The organism is Undibacterium sp. GW821-FHT11B02, assembly GCF_058808955.1.
Map to the genome: position 1 here is coordinate 318,507 of NZ_JBXASD010000002.1, position 23,306 is coordinate 341,812.

Consider the following 23,306-nt stretch of genomic DNA (forward strand, 5'->3'; position numbering starts at 1 on the left):
CCAAAATGACCCACATCATACCTAAGCGCGTCGTCATTGACACCAATGTCTGCCTCGATCTGTTCGTTTTCAAAGACCCTCGCTGGTCGGAGCTGCTATCAGCCTTAAAAAATGGTGACGTACAGGCAGTCACCAGAAATGATTGCCGGGATGAATGGCTGGCAGTCCTTAAATACCCCCACCTGCCAGTCGTGCCAGACGAACTGGGGCAGATTACAGGCTGGTTTGACGAGTTGATACAGTGTGTTATTCCTGCAGAACCTTCAAGTTACAAGCTGCCAGTCTGCAGTGACAAGGATGATCAAAAGTTTCTGGAGATCGCACGCGACGCGCAAGCTCACGTATTGATCACAAAAGACAAAGCCTTACTAAAGCTGGCAAGAAAAATGAAAAATGCCGGAATGTTCAGCATTCAAACGCCGGAACAATTTCTGCTTACCCACGTAAAACAATGTGACAAAACTGCATCGCACCTAACAAAAGCATGACAAATTTTGTTACTCTGGGTTATCCTTCGGTAATGTCCTGCTACTATGATGAAACAAATTAAGAAGTATTGTCAGAGCATGAAAACAAGATCTGAATTGCACTAACAAATGCGCGATTCAGAGAACCTACCGGAGTCCATACGGAAATTATCATCTGAATGGCAATGACACTCAGAATCATTTCCGCATACTCTCGCTGACACACCATGGGATTTGTGAAGAATTACACAATACTCAATGCGATTATGGAGAATAAAGGACTATGACCGATTCAGCAGATGATCTGGACGCATTGTTTGAAGAAATGGCCAATCAGCGGATGGAAACAGGTGCGGCACCGACACCTCCCGGGTCATCTTCACCTGCATTGGCTGCGCAGCAAGACAGTATGTCAGCCAAATTTAATTTCCATAACACCGATGAAGAAGCAAACAAGCCCATGTTTGACAGACTTGGCGGCTTGGTCAGAATGTTGCATGACTCCATGCGTGAGCTTGGTTATGACCGTTCGTTATCGGATGTCGCGATACAAATCGCGGATGCACAGGACAGGCTCGAATATGTCGCTTCTTTAACTGAGCAAGCCGCCAATAAAGTCTTGAATGCCACTGATCTGGGTCTGCCAGAACAGGATGAACTGGCAAAAAAAGCCAAGACCATGGATGCACGGTGGACCGACTTGTTTGAGGGGAAACTCAGCGTCGACGAATTCAAATCGCTCGCATCTGATTCAAAAACCTTTGCCAACGCCGTCATGTCAGCAACCGAAGCTGAAAAAGCCCGTTTGCTGGATATCATGATGGCGCAAGACTTCCAGGATCTGACGGGGCAGTTGATCAAAAAAGTGGTCGCCATCAACAAAACTGTAGAACATGAACTGGCACAGATACTGCTGGACAATGCACCATCAGACCTGAAAGAAAAGGCTGTGGTATTGATGGAAGGCCCATCTGTCCCGAACGCAGCGCTGGAACAGGACGATGTAGATAATCTACTTGATAGTCTGGGTTTCTAATGGATGACATGCTCAAAGAATTTGTCGTCGAAGCACTCGACCTGGCGACAAATGTAGAAGAACACCTGCTCTCGCTTGAGCGCAATCCAGGTGACATGAATACGCTCAATGCCGTGTTCAGGTCTTTCCACACCATCAAGGGCGGCGCAGGTTTCATGAATCTGAGTGCCATGGTATCGGCCTGCCATCTGACAGAAAATCTGTTTGATGCGCTGCGCACAGGCCAGGTACCGGTGACACCCGAAGCCATAGAAGCAGCACTGGAAGCCAGCGGCTTTGTCGCTGATCAGTTGACCGCACTGAATAATGGCACGGATCCAAACAGTCTTTCGACGATGCCAAAATCGCTCGAAAAAATGCTGACTGACGCGATTGAGATGAAAGGTGCAAGCAAGAAAGCCCCCGCTGCTGCCAAACCCAAGGCCGAAGCCGCTCCCAAGCCCGCCGAGAAAAAAGTCGAGACCACCAGCAAAGAAAGCAGTGGTGAACTCGACTGGGAAGCTTATTTCCGGGCAGTGACGCCGCCCGGCACCTTGCCAGAAGTAATTGCTGAATCTGCAGAAGAGGCTGAAGATAAGGCAGTTGAACAAAAAGAAGAACACGAAGCCGTCAAATCCTCACTGTCGAATGCAGAGATCAAGCAAAACGCGCCAGCCAAGGAAGAAAGCATCCGTATTGATGCTGTCAAGCTGAATGTCTTGCTGGAAGTGGCTGGTGAGTCTGTGCAAGCCGCCAATCAGGCGGCTGTTTTGCTGGAAAAACTTTCGCAATTCAAATTTGACGGCCAGGCAGCGCCACTGATGTCGGCATTGACCGAAACCCTGACCCGGGCATCGCGTTACTCAACCGAATTACAGCGCGCCACCCTGGCTACGCGCATGCAGCCAGTTGGTCGCCTGTTCCAGAAATTCCCACGTCTGGTCCGTGAATTGGCGCGCGATCTTGGCAAAGAAGTTGATCTGAACATTGCTGGTGCCGAAACCGAAGTAGATCGTGTCGTGGTAGACAGCCTGTATGACCCGCTGGTCCACATGCTGCGCAACGCGCTTGATCATGGTATTGAAACCGGGGAAGAACGCATCAATGCCAACAAATCCCCTCGTGCCACCATTTCCCTCAAGGCCTGGCAAGAAGCCAGCAGCGTCATGATTGAAGTCACCGATGATGGCAAGGGCATGGATGCGCAAAGATTGCGTGATAAGGCTATTTCCAAGGGATTGATCAATTCGCATGACGCCCGCACCGATGACGAAGCTTTCCAGCTGGTTTTCCTGCCTGGCTTCTCCACCAAGGAAGTAGCATCCAGCGTTTCCGGACGTGGTGTCGGTATGGACGTAGTGAAAACAGCGGTTGAACGCCATCGTGGTGCGATACGTATCGCCTCTCAATTAGGTGCAGGTACGACCTTCCTGATTCGCCTGCCGATTGAATTATCGATTGTACCTACCATGCTGGTACGTACGGACGGTGCATCTCTTGCCTTACCAATGGCGACCGTGCAACGCGTGGTTGAATTGCCCGAGACCTTCGAAAGTGTCGGCGGCCAACCTGTATTGCGCGACCTGGGCCGCCCATTGCCAGTGAAATCCCTTGGCAAGATTTTGGGCTACACCCCGGCATCAGAGCGTGTTGGTATCGTTATTGCTGCGCCTAGCCCTTATATCCTGTCCGTAGACGCAGTAGATGGTACGGCTGATCTGGTTATCAAACCGCTGACCTGTATCAGCACGCCGGGCATTACGGGTACAGCTCGCTCGGCTGAAGGTGAACTGGTACTGGTGATCAGTCTGTCCTTCCTGATTGATGGCTGCAAAACACGGGAACGGATTTCTGCCTGATTGTTATTGATTATTGTTGATCTTTGACGATTCCTGACCATGTTCCAAACTGATCAGGCTCTCATCCCAGACTATCCAGCCTCCATAAACGCATTTTGACCAAATCTGTCAAAATGCGTTTATTCTTTTTAAGCCATCTGGCATCTCATGACATCTGTCGCCGCACCTTTCACGCTACACAATCTGGTTCTGGAGAATCGATTCGCGAACTTGCCAGCGCATTTTTTTACCCATCTGCCTGCCAGCCCTATCAACCAACCATATCTGGTCGCGGCCAGCAAGGCAGCAGCTAATTACTTGCATCTGGATCAGGCATGTCTGAATACGCCAGAATTTGTTTCCTATTTTTCAGGTAACCAGTGCATTCCAGGCAGCAAGCCACTGGCCGCTGTCTACTCTGGTCATCAATTTGGTGTCTGGGCGGGACAACTGGGTGATGGCAGGGCTCTGCTGCTTGGTGGGCTGAACCATGCAGACCAGCACCTGGAAATCCAGCTCAAAGGTTCAGGCATGACCCCCTATTCCCGCATGGGTGATGGGCGTGCAGTATTGCGCTCGTCAATACGGGAATTTTTATGCTCAGAAGCCATGTCTGGCCTTGGCATACCGACGTCACGCGCGCTGTGCGTCATAGGTTCTGACCAGATGGTGTTTCGCGAAACGCCGGAAACCAGCGCCGTGGTAGCCCGTATAGCCCCCAATTTCATCCGTTTTGGCTCATTTGAACACTGGTACTACAATGACAGGATGGATGATCTCCGCCTGTTAGCCGACTTTGTGATTGAGCAATCTTTCCCGGAACTGCAGGATCACACTAACAAATATCAGGCTTTACTGGCAGAAGTCACCAAACGTACTGCCGAACTGATGGCACACTGGCAAGCAGTTGGCTTTATGCACGGCGTCATGAATACAGACAATATGTCGATAATTGGTCTGACGCTTGATTATGGCCCATTTGGTTTCATGGAAGCCTATGATGAAAAACATATCTGCAACCACACCGACCAGCAAGGACGTTATTCATATCGCATGCAACCAGCCATTGGCAACTGGAATTGCCAGGCGTTGGCGCAAGCACTGTCCCCCCTGATTGGCAGTGTAGATGAGACAAATGCTGCCCTGGCCCACTATCCGGCGATTTACCGCAATAAGTGGAGTGAACTGATGCACCAGAAATTCGGATTAAAAACCGTGCAAGAGAATGATCTGGACTTGTTTGCCGATTTTTTCAAACTGTTACAAAGTAATCAGGCTGACTTTACCCTGAGTTTCCGCAATTTAAGTAAGCTTTCGAACCAGATTTCGACCAATGATGAGCCATTGCGTGATTTATTTCTCAACAGACAGGATCTGGACGACTGGCTATCACTCTACCGGGAACGGCTGGCCATGGAAGCCAGTAATGACGCAGAACGCCAAACAGGGATGCTGGCAGTCAACCCCAAATACATATTGAGAAACTATCTGGCACAAGTGGCCATAGAAAAAGCGCAAAACAAGGATTTTTCAGAAGTGGAGAAATTGCTGTGCATTCTGGAAAACCCATATGACGAACAAGAGGAAAACGAAGACTATGCTGCCCTGCCCCCCGATTGGGCCAGACATATAGAAGTCAGTTGTTCTTCCTGAAACGATGAGGAAACCATGAAAAAAGTTGTCAAATCCGATGCCGAATGGAAGGCCCAATTAGACTCGATGGAATATGAAGTCACCCGGCATGCCGCCACAGAACGTGCGTTCACCGGCAAATTCTGGGATCACCACGAGGTTGGCACCTATACCTGTGTCTGTTGCAACACCCCCCTGTTCACATCAGACGCCAAATTTGATTCCGGCTGCGGCTGGCCCAGTTATTTCAAGGCACTGGACCCAGCCAACGTCCGCGAAAAAATTGATACATCTCATGGCATGACGCGCACCGAGATATTGTGTAATATCTGCGACGCTCACCTTGGACATGTCTTTCCTGATGGACCACCACCAACGAGGTTGCGTTATTGCATCAATTCGGCATCCATGAAATTTGAACCAGAAACTTAAGCTGTCCGCACATGAAATTTCTTTTTGATCTATTCCCAGTCGTATTGTTTTTTGGCGCTTTCAAATGGGGTGAGGGACATGCCGAAAAAGCGCAGGCGCTGGTAACAGAATATCTTTCTGGCATCATCTCGGGTGGAACTACTACTGCAGAGCTGGCACCCATCATGCTGGCAACCGCAGTAGCCTTGATCGCCTCCATCATCCAAATCGGCTATTTGCTGGTGCGCAGGAAAAAAGTGGATGCCATGCTACTGATTTCTTTCATCATCATCATGATTTTTGGTGGTGCCACCATGTATTTCCAAAGTGAAGCCTTCATCAAGTGGAAACCCACCGTCTTGTATTGGTGCTATGGCGGCGCATTTGCCTTGGGGCAATTTATTTTCAAGTCCAACCTGATCCAGTCAGCCATGGGCTCGCAAATCAAATTGCCAGATGCCATATGGGCCCGCCTTAGCGTAGCTTGGATACTGTATTTCACGCTGATGGGCATCATCAACCTGTACGTTGCCTACAATTTCTCCACTGACACCTGGGCAAACTTCAAGTTAATTGCTGTTGTTGCAATAATGCCCGCATTTGTCGTGATACAAAGCCTGTTTCTGGCAAAATACTTGGAAGAACCAGCCCAATGACCCGGGACGAGAAGATATTGCAGCGCCTGTCGGAAACCTTACAGCCTTCCGATTGTCAATTAATAGACGATTCAGAAGCACATCGCGGGCATGCTGGCGCCGCTGGCGGGGCTGGTCATTACCGTGTAAGAATAGTTTGTCAGCAATTTGAGGGCCTAAACCGCATTTCTCGCCATCGACTGGTGTATGATGCCGTTGGCGATATGATGCAAACGGAAATTCATGCCTTAAACATAGTGGCATTAAGTCCGTCAGAGATACCGACCTAGGCAGTTTACTTATAATCCGTTTTATTTAATTTTGTTATTTAGGAACAGACAATGACTTTTAAACCTGCTCATTTGCTGGTAGTACTTCTCGCAACTGCCCTGCCTGCTCTGGCACAGAACCTGGCTGTTGTTAACGGCAAAGCCATCCCATCCAGCCGAGTTGATGCCATGGTCAAGCAATTGACTGCACAAGGACAGCAAGACAGCCCGCAATTGCGTGCGATGGTAAAGCAAGAACTGATCAATCGTGAAGTATTGATGCAGGAAGCTGAAAAATCCGGAGTAGCCGCAAACCCAGAGGTCAAAAACCAGCTGGAAATAGCCCGCCAATCTTTGTTGATTCGCGCCCTGATGATTGAGCATGTCAAGAAAAATCCTGTCACTGATGCAGAAATACAGGCTGAGTACGACAAGGCAAAAGCACAGGCAGGCGACAAGGAATACCATGCCTACCATATCCTGGTTGAGAAGGAAGACGATGCCAAAGCCATCATCTCCAAACTGAAGGCCGGTGCCAAATTTGAAGAACTGGCAAAACAGTCTAAAGATGCCGGTTCCGCTTCCAAAGGTGGCGATCTGGACTGGGCATCTCCTGCAGCCTGGGACCCAGCTTTCTCTCAAGCCATGACTGCCCTGCAAAAAGGCCAGTTCACAGAAACACCAGTGAAAACACAGTTTGGCTACCACATCATCAAGCTGGATGATGTACGCGCAGCAAAATTCCCAACACTGGAAGAAGTGAAACCACAAATTGTTGATGGTCTGCAGCAGCAACGTGTGCAGGCTTATCAGCAAGCGCTGGTTAAAAAGGCAAAAATTCAGTAATTTAGCCTGAATCAGAAGAGAGGTGCTTTATTAAATTAAAGCACCTCTTTTTTATGCGCGTTTTAGTTTTCATTTATTGAAAACCCCGCTCAAAATAATGTAATCGTCGACACGTTCCAGGTATACAGCCCTACGCTCCAAGGATTTGCTTATCGGGTTAATCCACTGGAATTCCACCCATCCACTACCTTTGTTTTTTGCCACATCAATTTCTTCCCGGACAAAAAATTTGCCGTCCGTATCTTTAATATCAATTAATGGTTTACCGACCAGCTTGGTATTGGCTCCATTCGCGAGCATGACACCGTTGAGATCAAGGGCACCAATATACAAATCCCTGTCAATGAATTGCCCTTGTGGCTTATTGAACTCGGCAATTGCTTTTTCCTTGCCATTTTTCTTTGCAAACACGACAGCCTTTTTTACAAAGGCAATCGCCTCTTCTTTAGTCCCCGAATCATTACCAGCGAAAGCAGCAGGTAGCATCACAAAAAAAGCAACAACGGCAATCATATGTTTTATAAACGAGCACATGGTATGGCCTCCTTGCGAATTTAAAATGGTTAAAGAATTCAGCAACAATTTCATGATTTTTCAAGGGTAAATCTGTCAACACGCCGTATTGTTCTTTCCTTCAAGTCAATTTCAATGAACAACCAGAAATCGTCAGTGTCGAACAAATGGTACATCCACTTCTATCTGGCATTTCTCTCGCCAGATTACTACAAATCTTTATGCATCCGAAAAAATATCAAATATCAGACGTCGCATCCATTGATTTCCCGGTTCTTTATGAAACTTGGCATGCCAGAATAAATTGATCCCTGTTTCCGGAAGCGGTATTGGATGTTCCATGAAACGGAGATTGAACGGTGCCAGACATTCTCTTGCATAACGCTCGGGGACGGTTGCCAACATGTTGGTCGTAGATAGAATATGTCCAACGGCGACAAAATGGGGAACAGTCAACTTGATATTTCGCTTGACTCCCTTTCTCTCAATAGACTCATCCAATTTTGCATGCCCGGTTCCAGCCGAGATAACAACGACGTGCTCAGCGCTGGAAAATTCTTCTATGGAAATTTTTTTCTTATCCAGAGCATGGCCACGGCGCAACATACAAACATATTTCTGCTCGAAGAGCCGATGCTGAAAAAAGCCTGCCTTCAACTGAGGCAATAAGCCAACAGCCAGATCAACATTCCCTGCTTCCATTTCATCTCTAAGATTAACCGCAGTGTTACGAACCGTACTGATTGAAACATGAGGCGCAATCCCGGATAGTGCATTCATTAATTTAGGCAGGAAATATATTTCACCAATATCCGTCATCCCTATCCTAAAAGTTCTTGAGCTGCTTTTTGGATCAAATAGTGTTTGTTGGTTCAAGGTACTGTGAATTGCACTTAATGCATAAGCAATAGGCTCTGCCAACTGTACCGACAACGAGGTCGGCTCCATCCCCTTTGACGTGCGCAGAAACAACTCATCTCCCAATAATCGCCTGAGCCGATTGAGTGCATTACTGATTGCAGGTTGTGTCTGTCCAAGCTTTTCTGCGACGATAGAAACGCGCTTGTCTATCAATAATTGATTGAAGACAACGAGCAAATTAAGGTCAATATCCTTAAGTTCCATATTTGAGTAATATCAATTCTAGTGATTATTAAAATTCACAGAATACTATATATTAATATAGCTCAGATTTCTATAATTCCTCCAGCCAGTCAATTTCAATAGGTAAGAGGAGAAAAAATGGAACTCGTTGTGCAACCCCTGGGACGCGCGCTTAGCGTTCAGCCCGGAGAAAATTTGTTGGGGGTGCTGGAAGCGAACGATATTCCAATTTCTTATAGTTGCAAATCAGGGCGATGTGGAACCTGCCGTTGTCGCGTAGTGGAAGGCAAAGTACTCGAATCAGGAAGAGATGCAAAAATCACCAATCCTGACGACGATAATCACGTATTAGCATGCATGAGCGTACTGACAGAAAACTGTGTAATCGAAATCCCTGAACCTGATGAGATTGTTCATCACCCTGCCAAAATACTTAAAGGGACCGTGGTTTCCCTGGAAAATTTAACTCACGACATCAAGCGACTCGTCGTGAAATCTCCCAAGCAGCTTTCATTTTCACCTGGTCAATATGCGACGCTGCAATTCACTGCCGAACATATTCGCCCTTACTCAATGGCGTGCCTGCCTGACGATGACATACTCGAATTTCATATCCGTGCAGTGCCGCATGGTCGTGTTACCGGCTATGTCTTCAACGAACTCAAGGTCGGCGATGCAATTCGCATCTCAGGCCCCATGGGGACTGCCTATTTACGTAAAAAACATACCGGCCCAATACTTTGCATAGCCGGTGGCACGGGGCTGGCGCCCGTACTGGCTATCGTTCGCGGCGCCACCGCTGCCGGACTCAGCAATCCAATTCATCTGTACTTTGGTGCTCGGTCATCAGCAGATATATATGGGCTGGCATGGCTCGAATCCATAGCACTACAGAATCCGAATTTACACGTACACGTCATCGTTTCAACCAACGAAGCCGATTCCAAATATCGCATCGGCTTGGTTACAGATGCGGTTGAGCAAGATTGGAAAGATTTAACAGGATGGCGTGCTTATCTTTGTGGCGCACCGCCCATGGTTGATGCAGCGAAATTGATAATAAAGAGAAAAGGTATTGCGAATGAACATGTTTATGCAGATGCATTTTATGCCAGTGCGAATTGAATGAGTGACGCCCCTATGAACAAAGAACTAAAGAATGATGTTCACGAAGAACGTCAAAGATATTACCAGCACATTAACGAATACAGCATGACCCCCCTATGGGAAGTGTTAGGTCGCCTGGTTCCCAAAGAACCGGCACCTGTCGTGGCTGCCGCTTTATGGAAATACAGCGAAGTACGTGATCATGTACTGAAAGCAGGCAAGCTTATTTCCGCAGAAGAGGCAGAACGCCGTGTACTTATTCTGGAAAATCCAGCACTTCGCGGAAATTCGTCAATCACACAAAGCTTGTATGCTGGCCTCCAGTTGATTATGCCCGGAGAAGTAGCTCCGGCACATCGTCATACCCAGTCTGCTCTCAGATTGGTGCTGGACGGCGAAGGTGCCTACACGGCAGTTGATGGCGAACGCACTACGATGCATAGAGGTGATTTCATCATTACACCTTCCTGGACTTGGCATGATCACGGCAATCTGGGTAACGACCCCGTGATTTGGCTGGATGGCCTGGATATTCCCCTGGTCAGATTTTTTGATGCAGGCTTTGCTGAACATAGTCAGGAACGATCTCAGCAAGTCAGCCGACCAGAAGGAGACGCATTGGCGCGTTACGGTAGCAACATGCTGCCAGTAGATTTTTACCAGACATCCAATCAGCCTACCAAGGTCTTTGTTTATCCATTTAGCCAAACACGTCAGTCGCTGTTGACAGTGTCTCAAGGAGAAATTGATAAACATCACGGGCACAAGCTGCGTTTTGTGAATCCAGCTACAGGTGCATCCCCAATGCCAACGATTGCTGCTTTTGCGCAATACCTGCCACAAGATTTTAAGAGCCATCCATATCGCTGCACGGATGCAACTGTCTATGTCTGCCTGGAAGGTAAAGGAACAGCGACGATTGATGACAAACCATTCCACTTCTCGCAGAACGACGTGTTCGTCGTTCCCTCATGGAACAAACTCAGTCTGCATGCGGCCAGCAACTGCATCCTGTTCAGTTATTCCGACAGGCCTGTTCAGCAAGCCATGGGAATTTGGCGAGAAGAACGAATTCAAAACTACTAACAAGGAAAAGAAAATGAAATACGTCGTCAATACAGCTCCCATATACAGTCTGGAAGTGGCAGGCACAACAGATGAATTTCCCGTCAACCGCATTTTTTGCGTCGGACGAAACTATGCTGCCCACGCAAGAGAAATGGGGAAAGACCCAGAACGTGACCCACCATTTTTCTTCATGAAACCAGCCTGTGCTGCAGTCAAGGTGGGGAATACAGAATCAAGCATCCCTTATCCAGGCATGACCACCAATTTTCATCATGAAATTGAAATGGTGGTTGCGATTGGACGTGGCGGATCAAACATTTCAAAAGAAGACGCGCTGCAACATGTATACGGTTACGCCGTTGGACTAGACATGACACGCCGCGATCTACAGTTAGATGCACGCGAAAAAGGACGACCTTGGGAATTTGGAAAATCCTTTTCCAGCTCCGCACCGATCGGCCCCATTCACCGGACAGGAGACATAGGCCACATCACATCCGGGGCAATCGGCTTAACCGTCAATGGTGCTACCAAACAATCCTCCGACGTCAAAGAATTGATTTGGTCTGTCGCGGAAAGTATTGCCTATCTTTCGCAATTCGAAACATTGGAGCCAGGCGACATCATCATGACTGGAACGCCAGAAGGCGTCAATGCAGTCGTAGCTGGCGATGTGATGGTCGGCGCAATAGATGGTCTCGGCACGATTACAGTTCGCGTTGCAGCCTGATAGCCATGAATCCAAAAAAAGGAGTGAGAAATGAATGATTCAAAAACGGATGATTCAAAAATGGGTGGCTCAAAAACTATTTTTCCAAGCGATCCAAAATGGGAAGGAGACGGGTCTAGCCGCATTCCATTCTGGGTCTACACCGACGAATCCATCTACAAGAAAGAACTGGAACGTTTTTTCTACAACAAGCATTGGTGTTACGTCGGCCTAGAAGCCGAAATTCCCAATCATGGCGATTTTAAACGCACCGTTGTTGGCGAAAGATCGGTCGTCATGACGCGTGATGCCGACGGTGCCATTAGTGTTGTTGAGAATGTTTGCGCCCACCGGGGCATGCAATTTTGCCGCGTGCGTCACGGTAATAAAAAAGAGCTGGTATGTCCTTATCACCAGTGGAGTTATAAACTCAATGGTGACCTGCAGGGGGTTCCGTTTCGTCGCGGCGTCAAACAAGATGGAAAAATTAATGGTGGGATGCCAGCCAGCTTTAAAACTGAAGACAACGGTTTAACTAAGTTAAAGGTTGCTACCCGTGGAGGGGTGGTGTTTGCTTCTTTCGATCTGGACATAGAGCCCTTGGAAGAGTTTCTTGGGCCACAGATGTTAACGTATTTTGATCGTCTCTTTAATGGACGCCAACTCAAAATACTTGGCTATAACCGTCAGCGCATACCAGGCAACTGGAAGCTGATGCAAGAAAATATCAAGGATCCCTATCATCCTGGTTTGCTTCACACCTGGTTCGTCACCTATGGTCTCTGGCGTGCTGACAACAAATCGCAGCTACGTATGGATGATCACTTCCGCCATGCCGCCATGATCTCGACCCGTGGCACGGGAGGCAGCAAAACCGAAGTCACTACAGGGGTAAGCAGCTTTAAAGAAAACATGCAAATCAACGACAAGCGTTTGCTTGACATTGTTCAGGAAGATTGGTGGAACGGCCCGACGGCGGTGATGATGACCGTATTTCCAAGTGTCATTTTCCAGCAGCAGGTCAATAGTGTATCCACCCGCCACATTCAACCGAACGGTACGGGTTCATTTGACTTTATCTGGACTCATTTTGGCTTTGAAGATGACACTGAAGAAATGACAGAGCGTCGTTTAATTCAGGCAAATTTGTTTGGTCCAGCGGGCTTCGTATCAGCAGATGACGGTGAGGTCATCGAATTTTCACAGTGTGGGTTTGAGCAGAAACCAAGTCATCGCACGCTTGCCGAATTGGATGGCATACACATCCAGGACACTGAGCATATGGTCACAGAAACACTGATACGCGGCATGTATGACTATTGGCGAAAAGTGATGGAGCGTTAACATGATTGATCCAAAAACATATTTTGATCTGACCCAACTGTATGCAGATTACGCAGCCGTGGTCAGTAATGCCGAATGGAAAAAATGGCCTGATTTTTTCACGGAAACATGTATTTACATGATACAGCCTCGTGAGAATTTCGAGCGCAACTTCCCTCTTGGTACGCTGTCGTTCATCAGCAAGAAAATGCTGCTGGATCGTGTGTATGGTATCGAAGAGACCATATTTCATGATCCCTATTATCAACGCAATATAACCGGCCTTCCCTTGATCAAGAGTGTTGAGGGCGACCTGATTGTTTCCGAAGCGAACTATACCGTGTTCAGAACCAAGCTTAACCAGGAAACCACTGTGTTTAATGCTGGCCGCTACCTGGATAAAGTGCGCCTGACCCCTGAAGGAATGAAGTTCGAGTCAAAGCTATGTATTTACGACTCAGAAATGATTCCGAATTCACTTATTTACCCGATTTGAGGTTCTCATGAATCAACACTGGATCCAGGCAATTGCGGTCGATGATATTCCCCAAGATGACGTTATTGGCGTCGCAGTGGAAGGAAAAGATTTGGCTATTTATAGTTTTGACGGAAACGTCTATGCAACCGATAACATTTGCACCCACGGTCATGCACGCTTGTGTGACGGATTCCTGGAAGGGCACGAAATTGAATGCCCACTGCACCAGGGGAAATTCGATATCCGCAATGGCAAGGCCATGTGCGCGCCTCTTACACAAGACCTTCGCATCTACCCTGTGAAGATTGAAGCCGGAAAGGTTTTCATAGAAATTTAAATTGCAACATCATTCAGCGCCTACTTTTCAACGAAGGGTAAGCACAAGCAAGAAATTCAGGAGACAAAATGAAAACCTTAAAAAAAATAAGCTCAGCATTAGCCATCACTTTAGCTTTCACATCAGCAGCACACAGCGCCAATGAAATAAAGATTGGTTTTTCAGCACCGCTATCGGGAAGTCAGGCCATGGTAGGGCAAGATCAATTGGACGGATTCAATTTGGCAATTGAGCAATCTGGCGGTCGTTTTGGTAACCGGCCAGTGACCGTATTTAAAGAAGACGATCAGCTAAAGCCAGAAATAGGTGCACAGATCATTCGTAAATTTATCGAAAAGGACAAGGTAGACGCCATTGTCGGTCTAGGATTTTCTAACGTTTTCATGGCCGGGTTCAAGACAATTGTAGATTCGGGAACAATAGCCATCGGAACAAACGCAGGCCCTTCCCCTGTCGCCGGTGCATCATGTGCCGCCAATGTGTTTTCTGCGGCCTGGCAAAACGACAGTTCTGCGGAAGCTGTGGGTCAATATGTCAAGTCCAAGGGCTATAAAAAAGTATTCATCCTGGCACCCAACTATCAGGCTGGCAAAGATATGCTGACTGGATTCAAGCGTTTATACAAAGGTGCAGTCGCTGATGAACTCTATACGCAGGTTGGTCAAACAGACTACTCTGCCGAAATCGCACAAATTCAGTCTGCAAAACCAGATGCCGTGTTCGTTTTCTATCCAGGCGGTATGGGCGTCAATTTTGTCAAACAATTTAGTCAGGCTGGCTTATTGGGTACAGTACCCATGTTCTCTGTCTTTACAGTAGACGGTACAACAATGCCTGCATTGAGAGACTTTGCTGTCGGCAGTACCTTTGGTGCCATGTGGGATGCAGCACTGGACAATGCTGAAAACAAGAAATTTGTTGCCGCATTCCAGGCAAAGTACAAACGCATTCCTAGTGAATATGCCGCAACTGCATTTGATGCTGCACGCATTTTAAATTTGGCAGTGGAAAAGCTGGGCGGCAACACCTCAGACAAGAAAGCATTTTCAGAGGCAGTAAAAGCCGCTGGCAAAGAATTTAAATCTGTAAGAGGCCCTTTCCAGTTCAATAACAATAACCTCCCTATCCAGAATTACTACATATTCGACGTCATTAAAAATGCCGGCCACATTGAAGTGAAGCAAAGTAGTGTTGCACTAAAAGAGCATTCTGACGCCTACAGCAACCAATGCCCGAGGAAGTAAATGGACATCTTGATGCAGGTATTTCCGCAGATCCTCAATGGTATCCAATACGGCGTGCTCTTGTTCTTGCTTGCAGCGGGCCTGACATTGGTATTCGGAATCATGAACTTTGTGAATTTGGCGCACGGTTCGCTGTACATGCTGGGGGCATATTTTTCTGCTCTTGGTTTTGAATACGGGGGATCATTCATCTGGGCATTGCTGGCTGCAGTCATCGGTTGCGCTACAGTTGGATTGCTATTGGAGCGCATTGTCATTACCCGGCTGTACAGTCGCGACCATCTGGATCACGTATTGGCAACTTTTGGCCTGGTGCTTTTTTTTAACGAACTGGTCCGCATACTATTTGGCTCACAACCTTACTTCTTGCCTGTTCCTTCATTTCTCGAAGGGACTGTGAATCTCTTTGGCATCACCTACCCTGCCTACCGTTTTTCTATTATTGCTGTTGGTGTCGTGGTGGCAGTGGGGGCGCAATGGCTCATGCAGGGGACGCGATTGGGAATGCTCATTCGTGCTGGTGCAACGAACCCCGCCATGGTTGGTGCGTTGGGGGTCAATATTAAATTACTCAACACGCTCTTGTTCTGCATAGGCGCTGTACTGGCTGGATTAGCTGGTGTCATGGCTGGGCCAATACTGTCGATTCAATCGGGCATGGGTGAATCTGTATTAATAACCACGCTGGTAGTGATCGTGATCGGTGGTATCGGGTCAATTCGAGGTGCACTGTATGCATCAATCATCGTGGGTGTAGCAGATACGCTGGGGCGTGCCTTTTTGCCGCTGCTTTTCCGCTCTGTAATGGATAGAGAAGTGGCCACAGCAGCCGGGCCAGCTGTTGCTTCAATGCTGGTCTATATCTTGATGGCAGTTGTCTTAGCCGTCAAACCGCAGGGTCTTTTTCCAACGGGGAGACGGTAATGTTGAAACAAATAATGCTTCACAAATTGGCCTTTTTCCTGCCAATCTCCATATTGACCCTGCTTGGCCTGGTGCCACTGATAGCAGGAATGCTTGATCAGCCATTTTATGTATCGCTGTTTGGTCGCATAGTAATTTACGCCTTGGCTGCGATGGCCTTAAATCTTTCGCTAGGGTATGCAGGATTGATTAGCTTTGGTCATGCTCTTTTCTTTGGCGTTGGTACTTACTGTGTTGCGATACCAGCCTTTTATGGTATTGATTCTGGATGGATACAACTGGGTATTTGCATAGTTGCATGTGCAGTCCTCGGTGGCATTACCGGCCTCATCAGTCTTCGAACTACAGGCATCGCTTTCATCATGATTACGCTTGCCTTTGCTCAAATGGGCTATTTCGTATTTGTAAGCCTGAAAAATTATGGCGGTGATGACGGTATGACTATCGCTAATCCATCCAAATTTTTCAATGTGAGTTTAGGTGACCTGAACACACTTTACTATGTCGCTTTTTTCCTGTTGTGTTTTGTCTCCTGGTTTATGTGGCGACTCTATTCGTCTTTGTTTGGAATGGTGTTACGCGGCGCGAAACAGAATACCCGCCGCATTAACGCATCCGGGTTTTCGGCAAAAAAATATCAACTTGTCGCCTATGTTATTTCTGCGGTTATTTGTGGCATTGCAGGACTGCTTTTGGCAAACCTGAATGCATTTGCATCTCCCAGCACACTGGCCTGGTCTGTGTCCGGAGATTTAATTGTGATGGTCGTTCTTGGAGGAATAGGATCAGTTACCGGACCGCTGATTGGCACAGTTGTATTCTTGGGGCTTGAAGAAATACTGAAAGCGTACTTTGAGCATTGGATGGTCGTTTTCGGCCCCATCATTGTTTTGATTGCTTTACTTGGGAAGTCTGGGATTGTCGGCTGGTTGAACAGTATTGATCACGGGCTGTCACGCCTGCGCAATCGATATGGACCGATGAAAAATATGAGCAACATCCCCGCTGAGGAGAAATCAGTATGACGACAAGTCTACTCAGCACCCGTTCACTGACAAAACGATATGGTGGCTTGCTTGTTACTGATAACGTCACCATTGATATTCAGCCTGGTGAACTACATGCAATCATTGGTCCAAATGGTGCCGGCAAAACTACCCTCATCAATCAATTATCAGGTGAGTTATCGCCTGATGTTGGGCAAGTATATTTCCAAGGTCAGGATGTCACAAGTCTTGGCATCGAAAACCGGGCTCACCTGGGTTTGCTCCGGTCGTATCAGATAACTTCTATCTTTGAGGCATTCACAGTCCGCGAGAATGTTGTGTTGTCTGCAGCCGGTGCTAAGAGAAATGCATTTTCTTTTTTTAAACCCATGCTTGCACATCAAAGTTTTACCGATGTGGCAGACAGAGTTATTGAAGATATTGGCTTGATAGCCAGTCAAAATATTCTGGCAGGCGAATTGGCATATGGAGAGCGGCGACAGTTGGAACTCGCCATGGCCATGGCAGCAGAACCCAAGTTTTTGTTGCTGGATGAACCTATGGCAGGAATGAGTTCACAAGAGTCTGCCGTCGTCGTCACCTTACTCAAGCGACTCAAAGGTAAATACGGAATCCTGCTTATTGAGCATGATATGGACGCAGTATTCGCCCTGGCAGATCGTATCAGTGTGCTTGTATATGGTCGCATCATGTTTTGTGGAACGCCGGATGAAATTCGCAATCACCCAGAGGTGAAAGCTATTTATCTTGGCGAAGAAGACTAAGGATTAACCGCATGGACCAGTTACTTAACATTGAAAATGTTGTTGCTTCTTATGGACATGCCCAGGCATTGTTTGGTGTCACTCTGGATGTCAGGGAAGGAGAAGTAATCACTCTGCTTGGACGAAACGGTATGGGCAGGTCAACGACCATCAAATGTCTTTTCGGATTATTACCTGTGCAAAAAGGAAACATATGCTTTGCTGGAACGAATCTTCAATCAAGCGCCTCACATGTGATAGCGCGTCTTGGCCTTGGGCTGGTGCCTGAAGGACGCCAGATATTTCCCAATCTGTCTGTGGAAGAAAATTTAGTCGCCACGGCCAGAGCGTCGAAAAAAAACGCAATATCCTCACCCTGGACATTAGGTCGCGTGTACGAATTCTTTCCGAGATTAAAAGAGAGACGCTCGAACCAAGGATGGCAACTTTCGGGCGGAGAACAGCAAATGCTGGCTATCGGCAGAGCGCTGATGACCAATCCACGACTTCTGGTTTTAGACGAGGCTACGGAAGGGCTATCGCCATTAATCAGGCAAGAAATATGGACAGCGTTAAAAGCACTGAAAAATGAAGGATTGTCACAAATCGTGATTGATAAAAACATCAAATCTCTTTTGACTTTGGCCGATCGACATTTTGTCATGGAAAAAGGAAAAATTGTCTGGTCCGGCACTTCAGCAAATCTTTCAAACGAACCTGACATCATTCATCGATATCTTGGAGTTTAAATAATCATGTCCACCGAACGTATTCTCTACAATTATTTCCGTAGTTCTTCTTCATATCGGGTTCGTATCGCACTGAATTTGAAATCGCTTCCATTCGAGTATCTCGCAGTACATTTGAATCGACATGGAGGTGAGCAATTTTCGCATGATTTTCAAACGCTGAATCCGCAACAACTCGTTCCGCTTCTGCTTGAAAATGGAAACAGTATCAGCCAGTCGCTCGCCATCATTGAATATCTGGAAGAAATGTATCCTGAGTACCCATTATTGCCAGCAGCACCTGAGGACAGAGCCTATGTCCGGCAGATAGCGAATGCAATTGCATGTGAAATGCATCCCCTGAATAACCTGCGTGTGTTGAAGTATTTAACGGAAGAACTCAAACTGACTGATGAAGCAAAAAAAGGCTGGATTCGTCACTGGAACGAACTGGGCTTGCAGGCTCTAGAAAAGACCATCTTGAATTCGCCCAAGAGAGGACAGTTTGTCTTTGGAAATACGCCGACAATGGCTGACTGTTGTCTCATCCCGCAATTATTCAATGCGAAACGTTTTGATGTAGATCTTACACCTTATCCGACCTTACGCGCCATTGCGACTGAGTGTGAGAAACTAAAAGCATTTGAATTGGCACATCCTGCCATGCAACCAGACTCGGAGTAATTTCGCCCCGAGTTTATAGGATAAACAAAGTCGACCTATACTATTTTCAGGATCGCCATATCTTGAGCCTGCTGGCTCAGAATATGGCGTACCAATAAAACGCGGGTTGATTGGCAACTGATTGGAAACGCAATTAACCTACCCAGACACGCGCATTGCGGAACATGCGCATCCATGGCGAATCTTCACCCCAGCCGTCCGGATGCCAGGAATGCAGGACCGAACGGAATACGCGCTCTGCGTGCGGCATCAATACCGTAAAGCGGCCATCCTCATTGGTGACTGAGGTAATACCTTGTGGCGAACCATTTGGATTGTAAGGATAAGCTTCAGTCGCCTGACCTGCATTATTGATAAAGCGCATGGCAACCTGTGCCTTGGCAATATCGCCTGTCGTTGAAAAGTCAGCAAAACCTTCACCATGAGCAATGGCGATAGGTGTTTGCGTACCCGCCATGCCCTGGAAGAAGATGGAAGCAGAGTCAGCCACTTCCACCATGGCAAAACGGCCTTCGAATTGCTCAGACTTGTTTTTGGTAAATTTAGGCCATGCCTGCGCACCCGGGATGATGGATTTCAGATTACTCATCATCTGGCAACCATTACAGATACCCAGGCCAAAGGTGTCATCGCGATGGAAGAATTGTGAGAATTGTTCAGACATCATGGCATTGAACAAAATGGTTTTTGCCCAGCCCTCACCTGCCCCCAGTACGTCACCATATGAGAAACCACCAACGGCGATCAAGCCCTTGAAGTCGGCCAGTTTTGCACGACCGGCGATCAGGTCGCTCATGTGTACGTCCACTGCCTCAAAGCCAGACTTATGCATGACGTAGGCAGTTTCTATATGCGAGTTCACGCCCTGCTCACGCAGGATGGCGACCTTGGGGCGCACGCCAGTCGCAATGAATGGTGCTGCCACGTCTTGCTGTGGATCGAAACTTAATTTAGGCTGCATGCCCGGATCATTCGCATCAACGATGCGTGCATATTCAGCATCGGCGCCGGCCGGGTTATCGCGCAGGCGGGCGATTTGCCAGCTGGTTTTGCTCCATAACTGGTGCAATGCAGTTCTTGGCTGCGAATAGATTTGCTTGGCGTCACGGGTAAATTCGATGATGCCGCTATTGTTTGGCTTGCCGATGATATGGCTGCAGGCACCCAGATTAAAGCTGCGCAAGACATCCATGACTTCTGAACGCTGTTCAGTACGCACCTGTATCACTGCACCCAGTTCTTCGCTGAACAGTGCACGGAGTGTCATGTCATTGCGACGCTCAGACACCTGGCTGGCCCAGTTTTTGGCATCACCCTGATCTGCCGCATGCTCACTATCCATGGTCAGAATATCGAGATTGACAGACAAGCCAGCGCGACCGGCAAAAGCCATTTCACACAGGCTGGCGTATAAGCCACCGTCAGAACGGTCATGGTAAGCCAGCAATTTGTCTTCATGATTCAACTGCTGAATAGCGGCGAAGAAGGCTTTCAGGTCTTCAGCGCTGTCGACATCCGGTGCGTCGTTGCCGAGCTGCTGCATGACTTGCGCAAAGCAGGATGCACCCAGGCGATTCTTGCCACGGCCAAGGTCGATCAAGATCAGGCTGGTATCCCCCTGGTCCAGACGTATTTGCGGCGTCAGCGACTTGCGTACGTCATAGACAGGCGAGAAAGCAGAAATGATCAGCGATACTGGTGATGTCACGGCCTTGCTTTGTCCTTCATCCTTCCAGGTAGTACGCATGGACAAAGAATCTTTACCTACCGGGATACTGATGCCCAGCGCCGGGCACAATTCCATGCCGACTGCTTTTACTGTATCAAACAGGGCTGCATCCTGGCCAGGCTGGCCACAGGCAGCCATCCAGTTGGCCGACAGTTTGATATCCGAGATATCTTTGATCGGTGCAGCAGCTATATTGGTGATGGCTTCACCGACGGCCATACGGCCCGATGCGGCGGCGTCAATCACAGCCAGCGGTGTACGTTCACCCATGGACATGGCTTCACCCAGATAGCCTTCCAGGCTCATGGTGGTCACGGCACAATCAGCCACCGGCACTTGCCATGGACCGACCATCTGGTCACGCACTGAAGTAGCGCCAACCGTGCGGTCACCAATCGTGATCAGGAAGGATTTGTCAGCAACTGTAGGCAGACTGAGAACGCGTTCTGCTGCGACTTGCAAATCAATGCCTGTCAAATCAATTTTAGGGAAATCATTGGTGACGTGTGTAACGTCCCTGTGCATTTTTGGTGGTTTGCCCAGCAAGACATTCATGGGCATATCAACTGGCGAGGTGTCGTTTAGCGGATCGATGACGCGCAATTGACGTTCTTCAGTCGCTGTACCCACTACGGCAAACGGACAGCGTTCGCGCTCACAGAAATGACGGAACAGTTCCAGACTTTCTGGAGCAATACCCAGGACATAACGCTCTTGCGATTCATTGCTCCAGATTTCTTTTGGTGCCATGCCGCTTTCTTCCAGCGGTACTTTACGCAAATCAAACAAGGCACCACGTTTGGCGTCATTGGTGATTTCGGGGAATGCATTCGACAAACCGCCGGCACCTACGTCATGGATGGACAGGACAGGATTATCGTTACCCAACTGCCAGCAGGAATTGATGACCTCTTGTGCACGGCGTTCCATTTCAGGGTTGCCGCGCTGTACGGAATCAAAGTCCAGATCAGCGGTGTTAGTACCTGTCGCCATCGAAGAAGCCGCACTACCGCCCATGCCTATGCGCATGCCGGGGCCGCCCAATTGTATCAACAGGCTACCTACTGGCAGATCATTCTTTTTGGTGTGTTTGTCTGAGATATTGCCGATACCACCAGCGATCATGATGGGCTTGTGATAGCCATATACCGTGCCACCGACGTTTTGTTCAAAGGTACGGAAATACCCACCCAGAACAGGGCGGCCAAATTCATTGTTGAAAGCCGCGCCCCCCAAAGGACCTTCTATCATGATCTGCAACGGCGAGGCGATGCGGTCTGGCTTGCCATAGGCGTCCGCAACGACTTTGGCAGTCAAGCTGTCACCAGCATTTTCCCAGGCCTGGTGCGCGCCTGGCAACATCAGATTGGATACAGTAAAGCCAGTCAGGCCCGCTTTTGGACGGGCACCACGGCCTGTCGCACCTTCATCGCGAATTTCGCCACCAGCGCCAGTAGAAGCGCCCGGGAATGGGGAAATAGCCGTTGGGTGATTATGCGTTTCCACTTTCATCAAGGTGTGCGTCAGCTCTTCTGTAACCTTGTACACCTGATCTTTACCGGATGGGAAGAACCGATTGACGACCGCACCTTCCATGATGGAAGAATTATCGCTATAGGCAACGATGGTGCCCTTGGGTTGCAACTCGTGGGTATTCTTGATCATCTGGAACAGGGATTTATCCTGTTTCAGACCATCGATAGTCCAGTCTGCATTGAAAATCTTGTGACGGCAATGTTCGCTGTTTGCCTGTGCAAACATCATCAGCTCAACATCCGTCGGATTACGTTTGGCGGCGGTAAAGGCATCGACCAGGTAATCAATTTCGTCATCCGACAAAGCCAGACCAAGTTCTGTGTTCGCCTGCAACAAGGCGGCCTTGCCACCTTGCAGTACGTCGACATGCTCCAACTCTTTGGCGACCAGTTCAGAGAACAGTGCCTGGGCTTGCTGCGCGTCAGCCAATACCATTTCTGTCATGCGGTCATGCAAGAGCGCTGCGACTGGCTCACGGCTACCATCAGCAAGCTTTTTGGCACCACCGAGCAAGCCAGTTTTTACCTGCACATAGTAAATAATGCCACGTTCAACACGGTGTATATGTGTCATGCCGCAATTGTGGACAATATCCGTGGCCTTGCTGGCCCATGGCGAAATCGTACCAAAGCGCGGGATGACGACAAACACATCCCCTTCACTGCTGGCGGTATATGCGTCGCCGTACACCAGGAGGGCATTCAGGCGATCAGCGTCTTCCTTGGTCAGTTCAGATGCCGTATCGACAAAATGAACAAAGCGTCCGCTGACGCCGACAATATTGGCATCAACAGCTTGCAAACGAGAGAGAAGACCGGAGGTACGAAAAGCAGACAGGGCGTTGGAGCCTGGCAATATCAACATGGTGAGCGAGGTAGTTGAGGCAATGTACACAAAATGCGGTGCACATATGCTGGTTGGATCAGAAACCGAGATTATACCTTGATGCCCAAGCCGAC

The 23,306-nt window shown here is 48.2% G+C and carries 23 protein-coding genes; 20 read left to right on the plus strand and 3 right to left on the minus strand.

Annotation, left to right across the window (positions count from 1 at the left end; translation table 11 throughout):
* Positions 1-5 precede the first annotated feature (5 nt).
* The 8 genes from AC1RVX_RS04675 to AC1RVX_RS04710 all read left to right on the plus strand — a co-directional run bounded on the left by AC1RVX_RS04675 (position 6) and on the right by AC1RVX_RS04710 (position 7,113).
* Positions 6-488: a putative toxin-antitoxin system toxin component, PIN family gene (locus tag AC1RVX_RS04675; protein WP_493215417.1), complete on the plus strand. Its 483-nt coding sequence runs from the start codon at positions 6-8 to the stop codon at positions 486-488.
* A gap of 262 nt (positions 489-750) precedes the next feature.
* A complete protein-coding gene (locus AC1RVX_RS04680; RefSeq protein WP_493215418.1) occupies positions 751-1,503 on the plus strand; it encodes a protein phosphatase CheZ in 753 nt (250 codons plus the stop codon).
* A complete protein-coding gene (locus AC1RVX_RS04685; protein ID WP_493215419.1) occupies positions 1,503-3,341 on the plus strand; it encodes a chemotaxis protein CheA in 1,839 nt (612 codons plus the stop codon). Before AC1RVX_RS04680 ends, AC1RVX_RS04685 begins: the two co-directional genes overlap by 1 nt.
* Positions 3,342-3,488: 147 nt before the next feature.
* Positions 3,489-4,973 (plus strand): protein adenylyltransferase SelO, encoded by a 1,485-nt coding sequence (locus AC1RVX_RS04690; protein ID WP_493215420.1) that lies wholly within the window; start codon positions 3,489-3,491, stop codon positions 4,971-4,973.
* A 15-nt stretch (positions 4,974-4,988) separates the two neighbouring features.
* Complete coding sequence (gene msrB, locus AC1RVX_RS04695) at positions 4,989-5,384, plus strand: peptide-methionine (R)-S-oxide reductase MsrB (RefSeq protein WP_493215421.1); 396 nt, start codon at positions 4,989-4,991, stop codon at positions 5,382-5,384.
* A gap of 11 nt (positions 5,385-5,395) precedes the next feature.
* Positions 5,396-6,019 carry a septation protein A gene (locus tag AC1RVX_RS04700; RefSeq protein WP_493215422.1) on the plus strand — a complete coding sequence of 208 codons (624 nt, stop codon included), beginning with the start codon at positions 5,396-5,398 and terminating at the stop codon, positions 6,017-6,019.
* Positions 6,016-6,288: a BolA family protein gene (locus AC1RVX_RS04705; protein WP_493215423.1), complete on the plus strand. Its 273-nt coding sequence runs from the start codon at positions 6,016-6,018 to the stop codon at positions 6,286-6,288. Before AC1RVX_RS04700 ends, AC1RVX_RS04705 begins: the two co-directional genes overlap by 4 nt.
* Before the next feature lie 51 nt (positions 6,289-6,339).
* Positions 6,340-7,113, plus strand: coding sequence for a peptidylprolyl isomerase (locus AC1RVX_RS04710; protein ID WP_493215424.1), 774 nt, complete (start codon positions 6,340-6,342; stop codon positions 7,111-7,113).
* A 69-nt stretch (positions 7,114-7,182) separates the two neighbouring features.
* Here AC1RVX_RS04710 and AC1RVX_RS04715 read toward each other — a convergent pair whose 3' ends face one another.
* Both AC1RVX_RS04715 and AC1RVX_RS04720 read right to left on the minus strand, forming a co-directional pair.
* Positions 7,183-7,701 carry a cache domain-containing protein gene (locus AC1RVX_RS04715; protein ID WP_493215425.1) on the minus strand — a complete coding sequence of 173 codons (519 nt, stop codon included), beginning with the start codon at positions 7,699-7,701 and terminating at the stop codon, positions 7,183-7,185.
* 144 nt (positions 7,702-7,845) lie between these two features.
* Positions 7,846-8,751, minus strand: coding sequence for a LysR family transcriptional regulator (locus tag AC1RVX_RS04720; protein WP_493215426.1), 906 nt, complete (start codon positions 8,749-8,751; stop codon positions 7,846-7,848).
* A 117-nt stretch (positions 8,752-8,868) separates the two neighbouring features.
* Between AC1RVX_RS04720 and AC1RVX_RS04725 the strand changes: the two genes are divergently transcribed.
* The 12 genes from AC1RVX_RS04725 to maiA all read left to right on the plus strand — a co-directional run bounded on the left by AC1RVX_RS04725 (position 8,869) and on the right by maiA (position 19,082).
* Positions 8,869-9,855: a 2Fe-2S iron-sulfur cluster-binding protein gene (locus AC1RVX_RS04725; RefSeq protein WP_493215427.1), complete on the plus strand. Its 987-nt coding sequence runs from the start codon at positions 8,869-8,871 to the stop codon at positions 9,853-9,855.
* Positions 9,856-9,870: 15 nt separating this feature from the next.
* Complete coding sequence (gene gtdA, locus AC1RVX_RS04730; RefSeq protein ID WP_493215428.1) at positions 9,871-10,923, plus strand: gentisate 1,2-dioxygenase; 1,053 nt, start codon at positions 9,871-9,873, stop codon at positions 10,921-10,923.
* A 13-nt stretch (positions 10,924-10,936) separates the two neighbouring features.
* Positions 10,937-11,635, plus strand: a complete 699-nt coding sequence (locus AC1RVX_RS04735) for a fumarylacetoacetate hydrolase family protein (protein ID WP_493215429.1) — start codon at positions 10,937-10,939, stop codon at positions 11,633-11,635.
* A gap of 60 nt (positions 11,636-11,695) precedes the next feature.
* Positions 11,696-12,958, plus strand: a complete 1,263-nt coding sequence (locus AC1RVX_RS04740; protein ID WP_493215695.1) for an aromatic ring-hydroxylating dioxygenase subunit alpha — start codon at positions 11,696-11,698, stop codon at positions 12,956-12,958.
* Between the two features lies 1 nt (position 12,959).
* A complete protein-coding gene (locus tag AC1RVX_RS04745; protein WP_493215430.1) occupies positions 12,960-13,433 on the plus strand; it encodes an aromatic-ring-hydroxylating dioxygenase subunit beta in 474 nt (157 codons plus the stop codon).
* Positions 13,434-13,440: 7 nt separating this feature from the next.
* Positions 13,441-13,752, plus strand: a complete 312-nt coding sequence (locus tag AC1RVX_RS04750) for a non-heme iron oxygenase ferredoxin subunit (protein WP_493215431.1) — start codon at positions 13,441-13,443, stop codon at positions 13,750-13,752.
* A gap of 68 nt (positions 13,753-13,820) precedes the next feature.
* Positions 13,821-14,996: an ABC transporter substrate-binding protein gene (locus AC1RVX_RS04755; protein ID WP_493215432.1), complete on the plus strand. Its 1,176-nt coding sequence runs from the start codon at positions 13,821-13,823 to the stop codon at positions 14,994-14,996.
* A complete protein-coding gene (locus tag AC1RVX_RS04760) occupies positions 14,997-15,920 on the plus strand; it encodes a branched-chain amino acid ABC transporter permease (RefSeq protein WP_493215433.1) in 924 nt (307 codons plus the stop codon). It abuts the gene before it with no gap.
* Positions 15,920-16,945: a branched-chain amino acid ABC transporter permease gene (locus AC1RVX_RS04765; RefSeq protein ID WP_493215434.1), complete on the plus strand. Its 1,026-nt coding sequence runs from the start codon at positions 15,920-15,922 to the stop codon at positions 16,943-16,945. The genes AC1RVX_RS04760 and AC1RVX_RS04765 overlap by 1 nt, the downstream gene beginning before the upstream one ends.
* On the plus strand, positions 16,942-17,691 hold the full coding sequence (locus AC1RVX_RS04770) for an ABC transporter ATP-binding protein (protein ID WP_493215435.1): 750 nt from the start codon (positions 16,942-16,944) through the stop codon (positions 17,689-17,691). Before AC1RVX_RS04765 ends, AC1RVX_RS04770 begins: the two co-directional genes overlap by 4 nt.
* An 11-nt stretch (positions 17,692-17,702) precedes the next feature.
* Positions 17,703-18,419: an ABC transporter ATP-binding protein gene (locus AC1RVX_RS04775; RefSeq protein WP_493215436.1), complete on the plus strand. Its 717-nt coding sequence runs from the start codon at positions 17,703-17,705 to the stop codon at positions 18,417-18,419.
* 6 nt (positions 18,420-18,425) lie between these two features.
* Positions 18,426-19,082 (plus strand): maleylacetoacetate isomerase, encoded by a 657-nt coding sequence (gene maiA, locus AC1RVX_RS04780; RefSeq protein ID WP_493215437.1) that lies wholly within the window; start codon positions 18,426-18,428, stop codon positions 19,080-19,082.
* A 133-nt stretch (positions 19,083-19,215) separates the two neighbouring features.
* Here maiA and purL read toward each other — a convergent pair whose 3' ends face one another.
* Entirely contained in the window at positions 19,216-23,211 is a 3,996-nt protein-coding gene (gene purL / locus AC1RVX_RS04785; RefSeq protein WP_493215696.1) for a phosphoribosylformylglycinamidine synthase, read from the minus strand.
* Positions 23,212-23,306: the final 95 nt, after the last annotated feature.

Bases quoted from the DNA above. Each gene is read 5' to 3' on its own strand.
- AC1RVX_RS04675 (WP_493215417.1), top strand. From the start codon at position 6: ATGACCCACATCATACCTAAGCGCGTCGTCATTGACACCAATGTCTGC.
- AC1RVX_RS04680 (WP_493215418.1), top strand. From the start codon at position 751: ATGACCGATTCAGCAGATGATCTGGACGCATTGTTTGAAGAAATGGCC.
- AC1RVX_RS04685 (WP_493215419.1), top strand. From the start codon at position 1,503: ATGGATGACATGCTCAAAGAATTTGTCGTCGAAGCACTCGACCTGGCG.
- AC1RVX_RS04690 (WP_493215420.1), top strand. From the start codon at position 3,489: ATGACATCTGTCGCCGCACCTTTCACGCTACACAATCTGGTTCTGGAG.
- msrB (WP_493215421.1), top strand. From the start codon at position 4,989: ATGAAAAAAGTTGTCAAATCCGATGCCGAATGGAAGGCCCAATTAGAC.
- AC1RVX_RS04700 (WP_493215422.1), top strand. From the start codon at position 5,396: ATGAAATTTCTTTTTGATCTATTCCCAGTCGTATTGTTTTTTGGCGCT.
- AC1RVX_RS04705 (WP_493215423.1), top strand. From the start codon at position 6,016: ATGACCCGGGACGAGAAGATATTGCAGCGCCTGTCGGAAACCTTACAG.
- AC1RVX_RS04710 (WP_493215424.1), top strand. From the start codon at position 6,340: ATGACTTTTAAACCTGCTCATTTGCTGGTAGTACTTCTCGCAACTGCC.
- AC1RVX_RS04715 (WP_493215425.1), bottom strand. From the start codon at position 7,701: ATGAAATTGTTGCTGAATTCTTTAACCATTTTAAATTCGCAAGGAGGC.
- AC1RVX_RS04720 (WP_493215426.1), bottom strand. From the start codon at position 8,751: ATGGAACTTAAGGATATTGACCTTAATTTGCTCGTTGTCTTCAATCAA.
- AC1RVX_RS04725 (WP_493215427.1), top strand. From the start codon at position 8,869: ATGGAACTCGTTGTGCAACCCCTGGGACGCGCGCTTAGCGTTCAGCCC.
- gtdA (WP_493215428.1), top strand. From the start codon at position 9,871: ATGAACAAAGAACTAAAGAATGATGTTCACGAAGAACGTCAAAGATAT.
- AC1RVX_RS04735 (WP_493215429.1), top strand. From the start codon at position 10,937: ATGAAATACGTCGTCAATACAGCTCCCATATACAGTCTGGAAGTGGCA.
- AC1RVX_RS04740 (WP_493215695.1), top strand. From the start codon at position 11,696: ATGGGTGGCTCAAAAACTATTTTTCCAAGCGATCCAAAATGGGAAGGA.
- AC1RVX_RS04745 (WP_493215430.1), top strand. From the start codon at position 12,960: ATGATTGATCCAAAAACATATTTTGATCTGACCCAACTGTATGCAGAT.
- AC1RVX_RS04750 (WP_493215431.1), top strand. From the start codon at position 13,441: ATGAATCAACACTGGATCCAGGCAATTGCGGTCGATGATATTCCCCAA.
- AC1RVX_RS04755 (WP_493215432.1), top strand. From the start codon at position 13,821: ATGAAAACCTTAAAAAAAATAAGCTCAGCATTAGCCATCACTTTAGCT.
- AC1RVX_RS04760 (WP_493215433.1), top strand. From the start codon at position 14,997: ATGGACATCTTGATGCAGGTATTTCCGCAGATCCTCAATGGTATCCAA.
- AC1RVX_RS04765 (WP_493215434.1), top strand. From the start codon at position 15,920: ATGTTGAAACAAATAATGCTTCACAAATTGGCCTTTTTCCTGCCAATC.
- AC1RVX_RS04770 (WP_493215435.1), top strand. From the start codon at position 16,942: ATGACGACAAGTCTACTCAGCACCCGTTCACTGACAAAACGATATGGT.
- AC1RVX_RS04775 (WP_493215436.1), top strand. From the start codon at position 17,703: ATGGACCAGTTACTTAACATTGAAAATGTTGTTGCTTCTTATGGACAT.
- maiA (WP_493215437.1), top strand. From the start codon at position 18,426: ATGTCCACCGAACGTATTCTCTACAATTATTTCCGTAGTTCTTCTTCA.
- purL (WP_493215696.1), bottom strand. From the start codon at position 23,211: ATGTTGATATTGCCAGGCTCCAACGCCCTGTCTGCTTTTCGTACCTCC.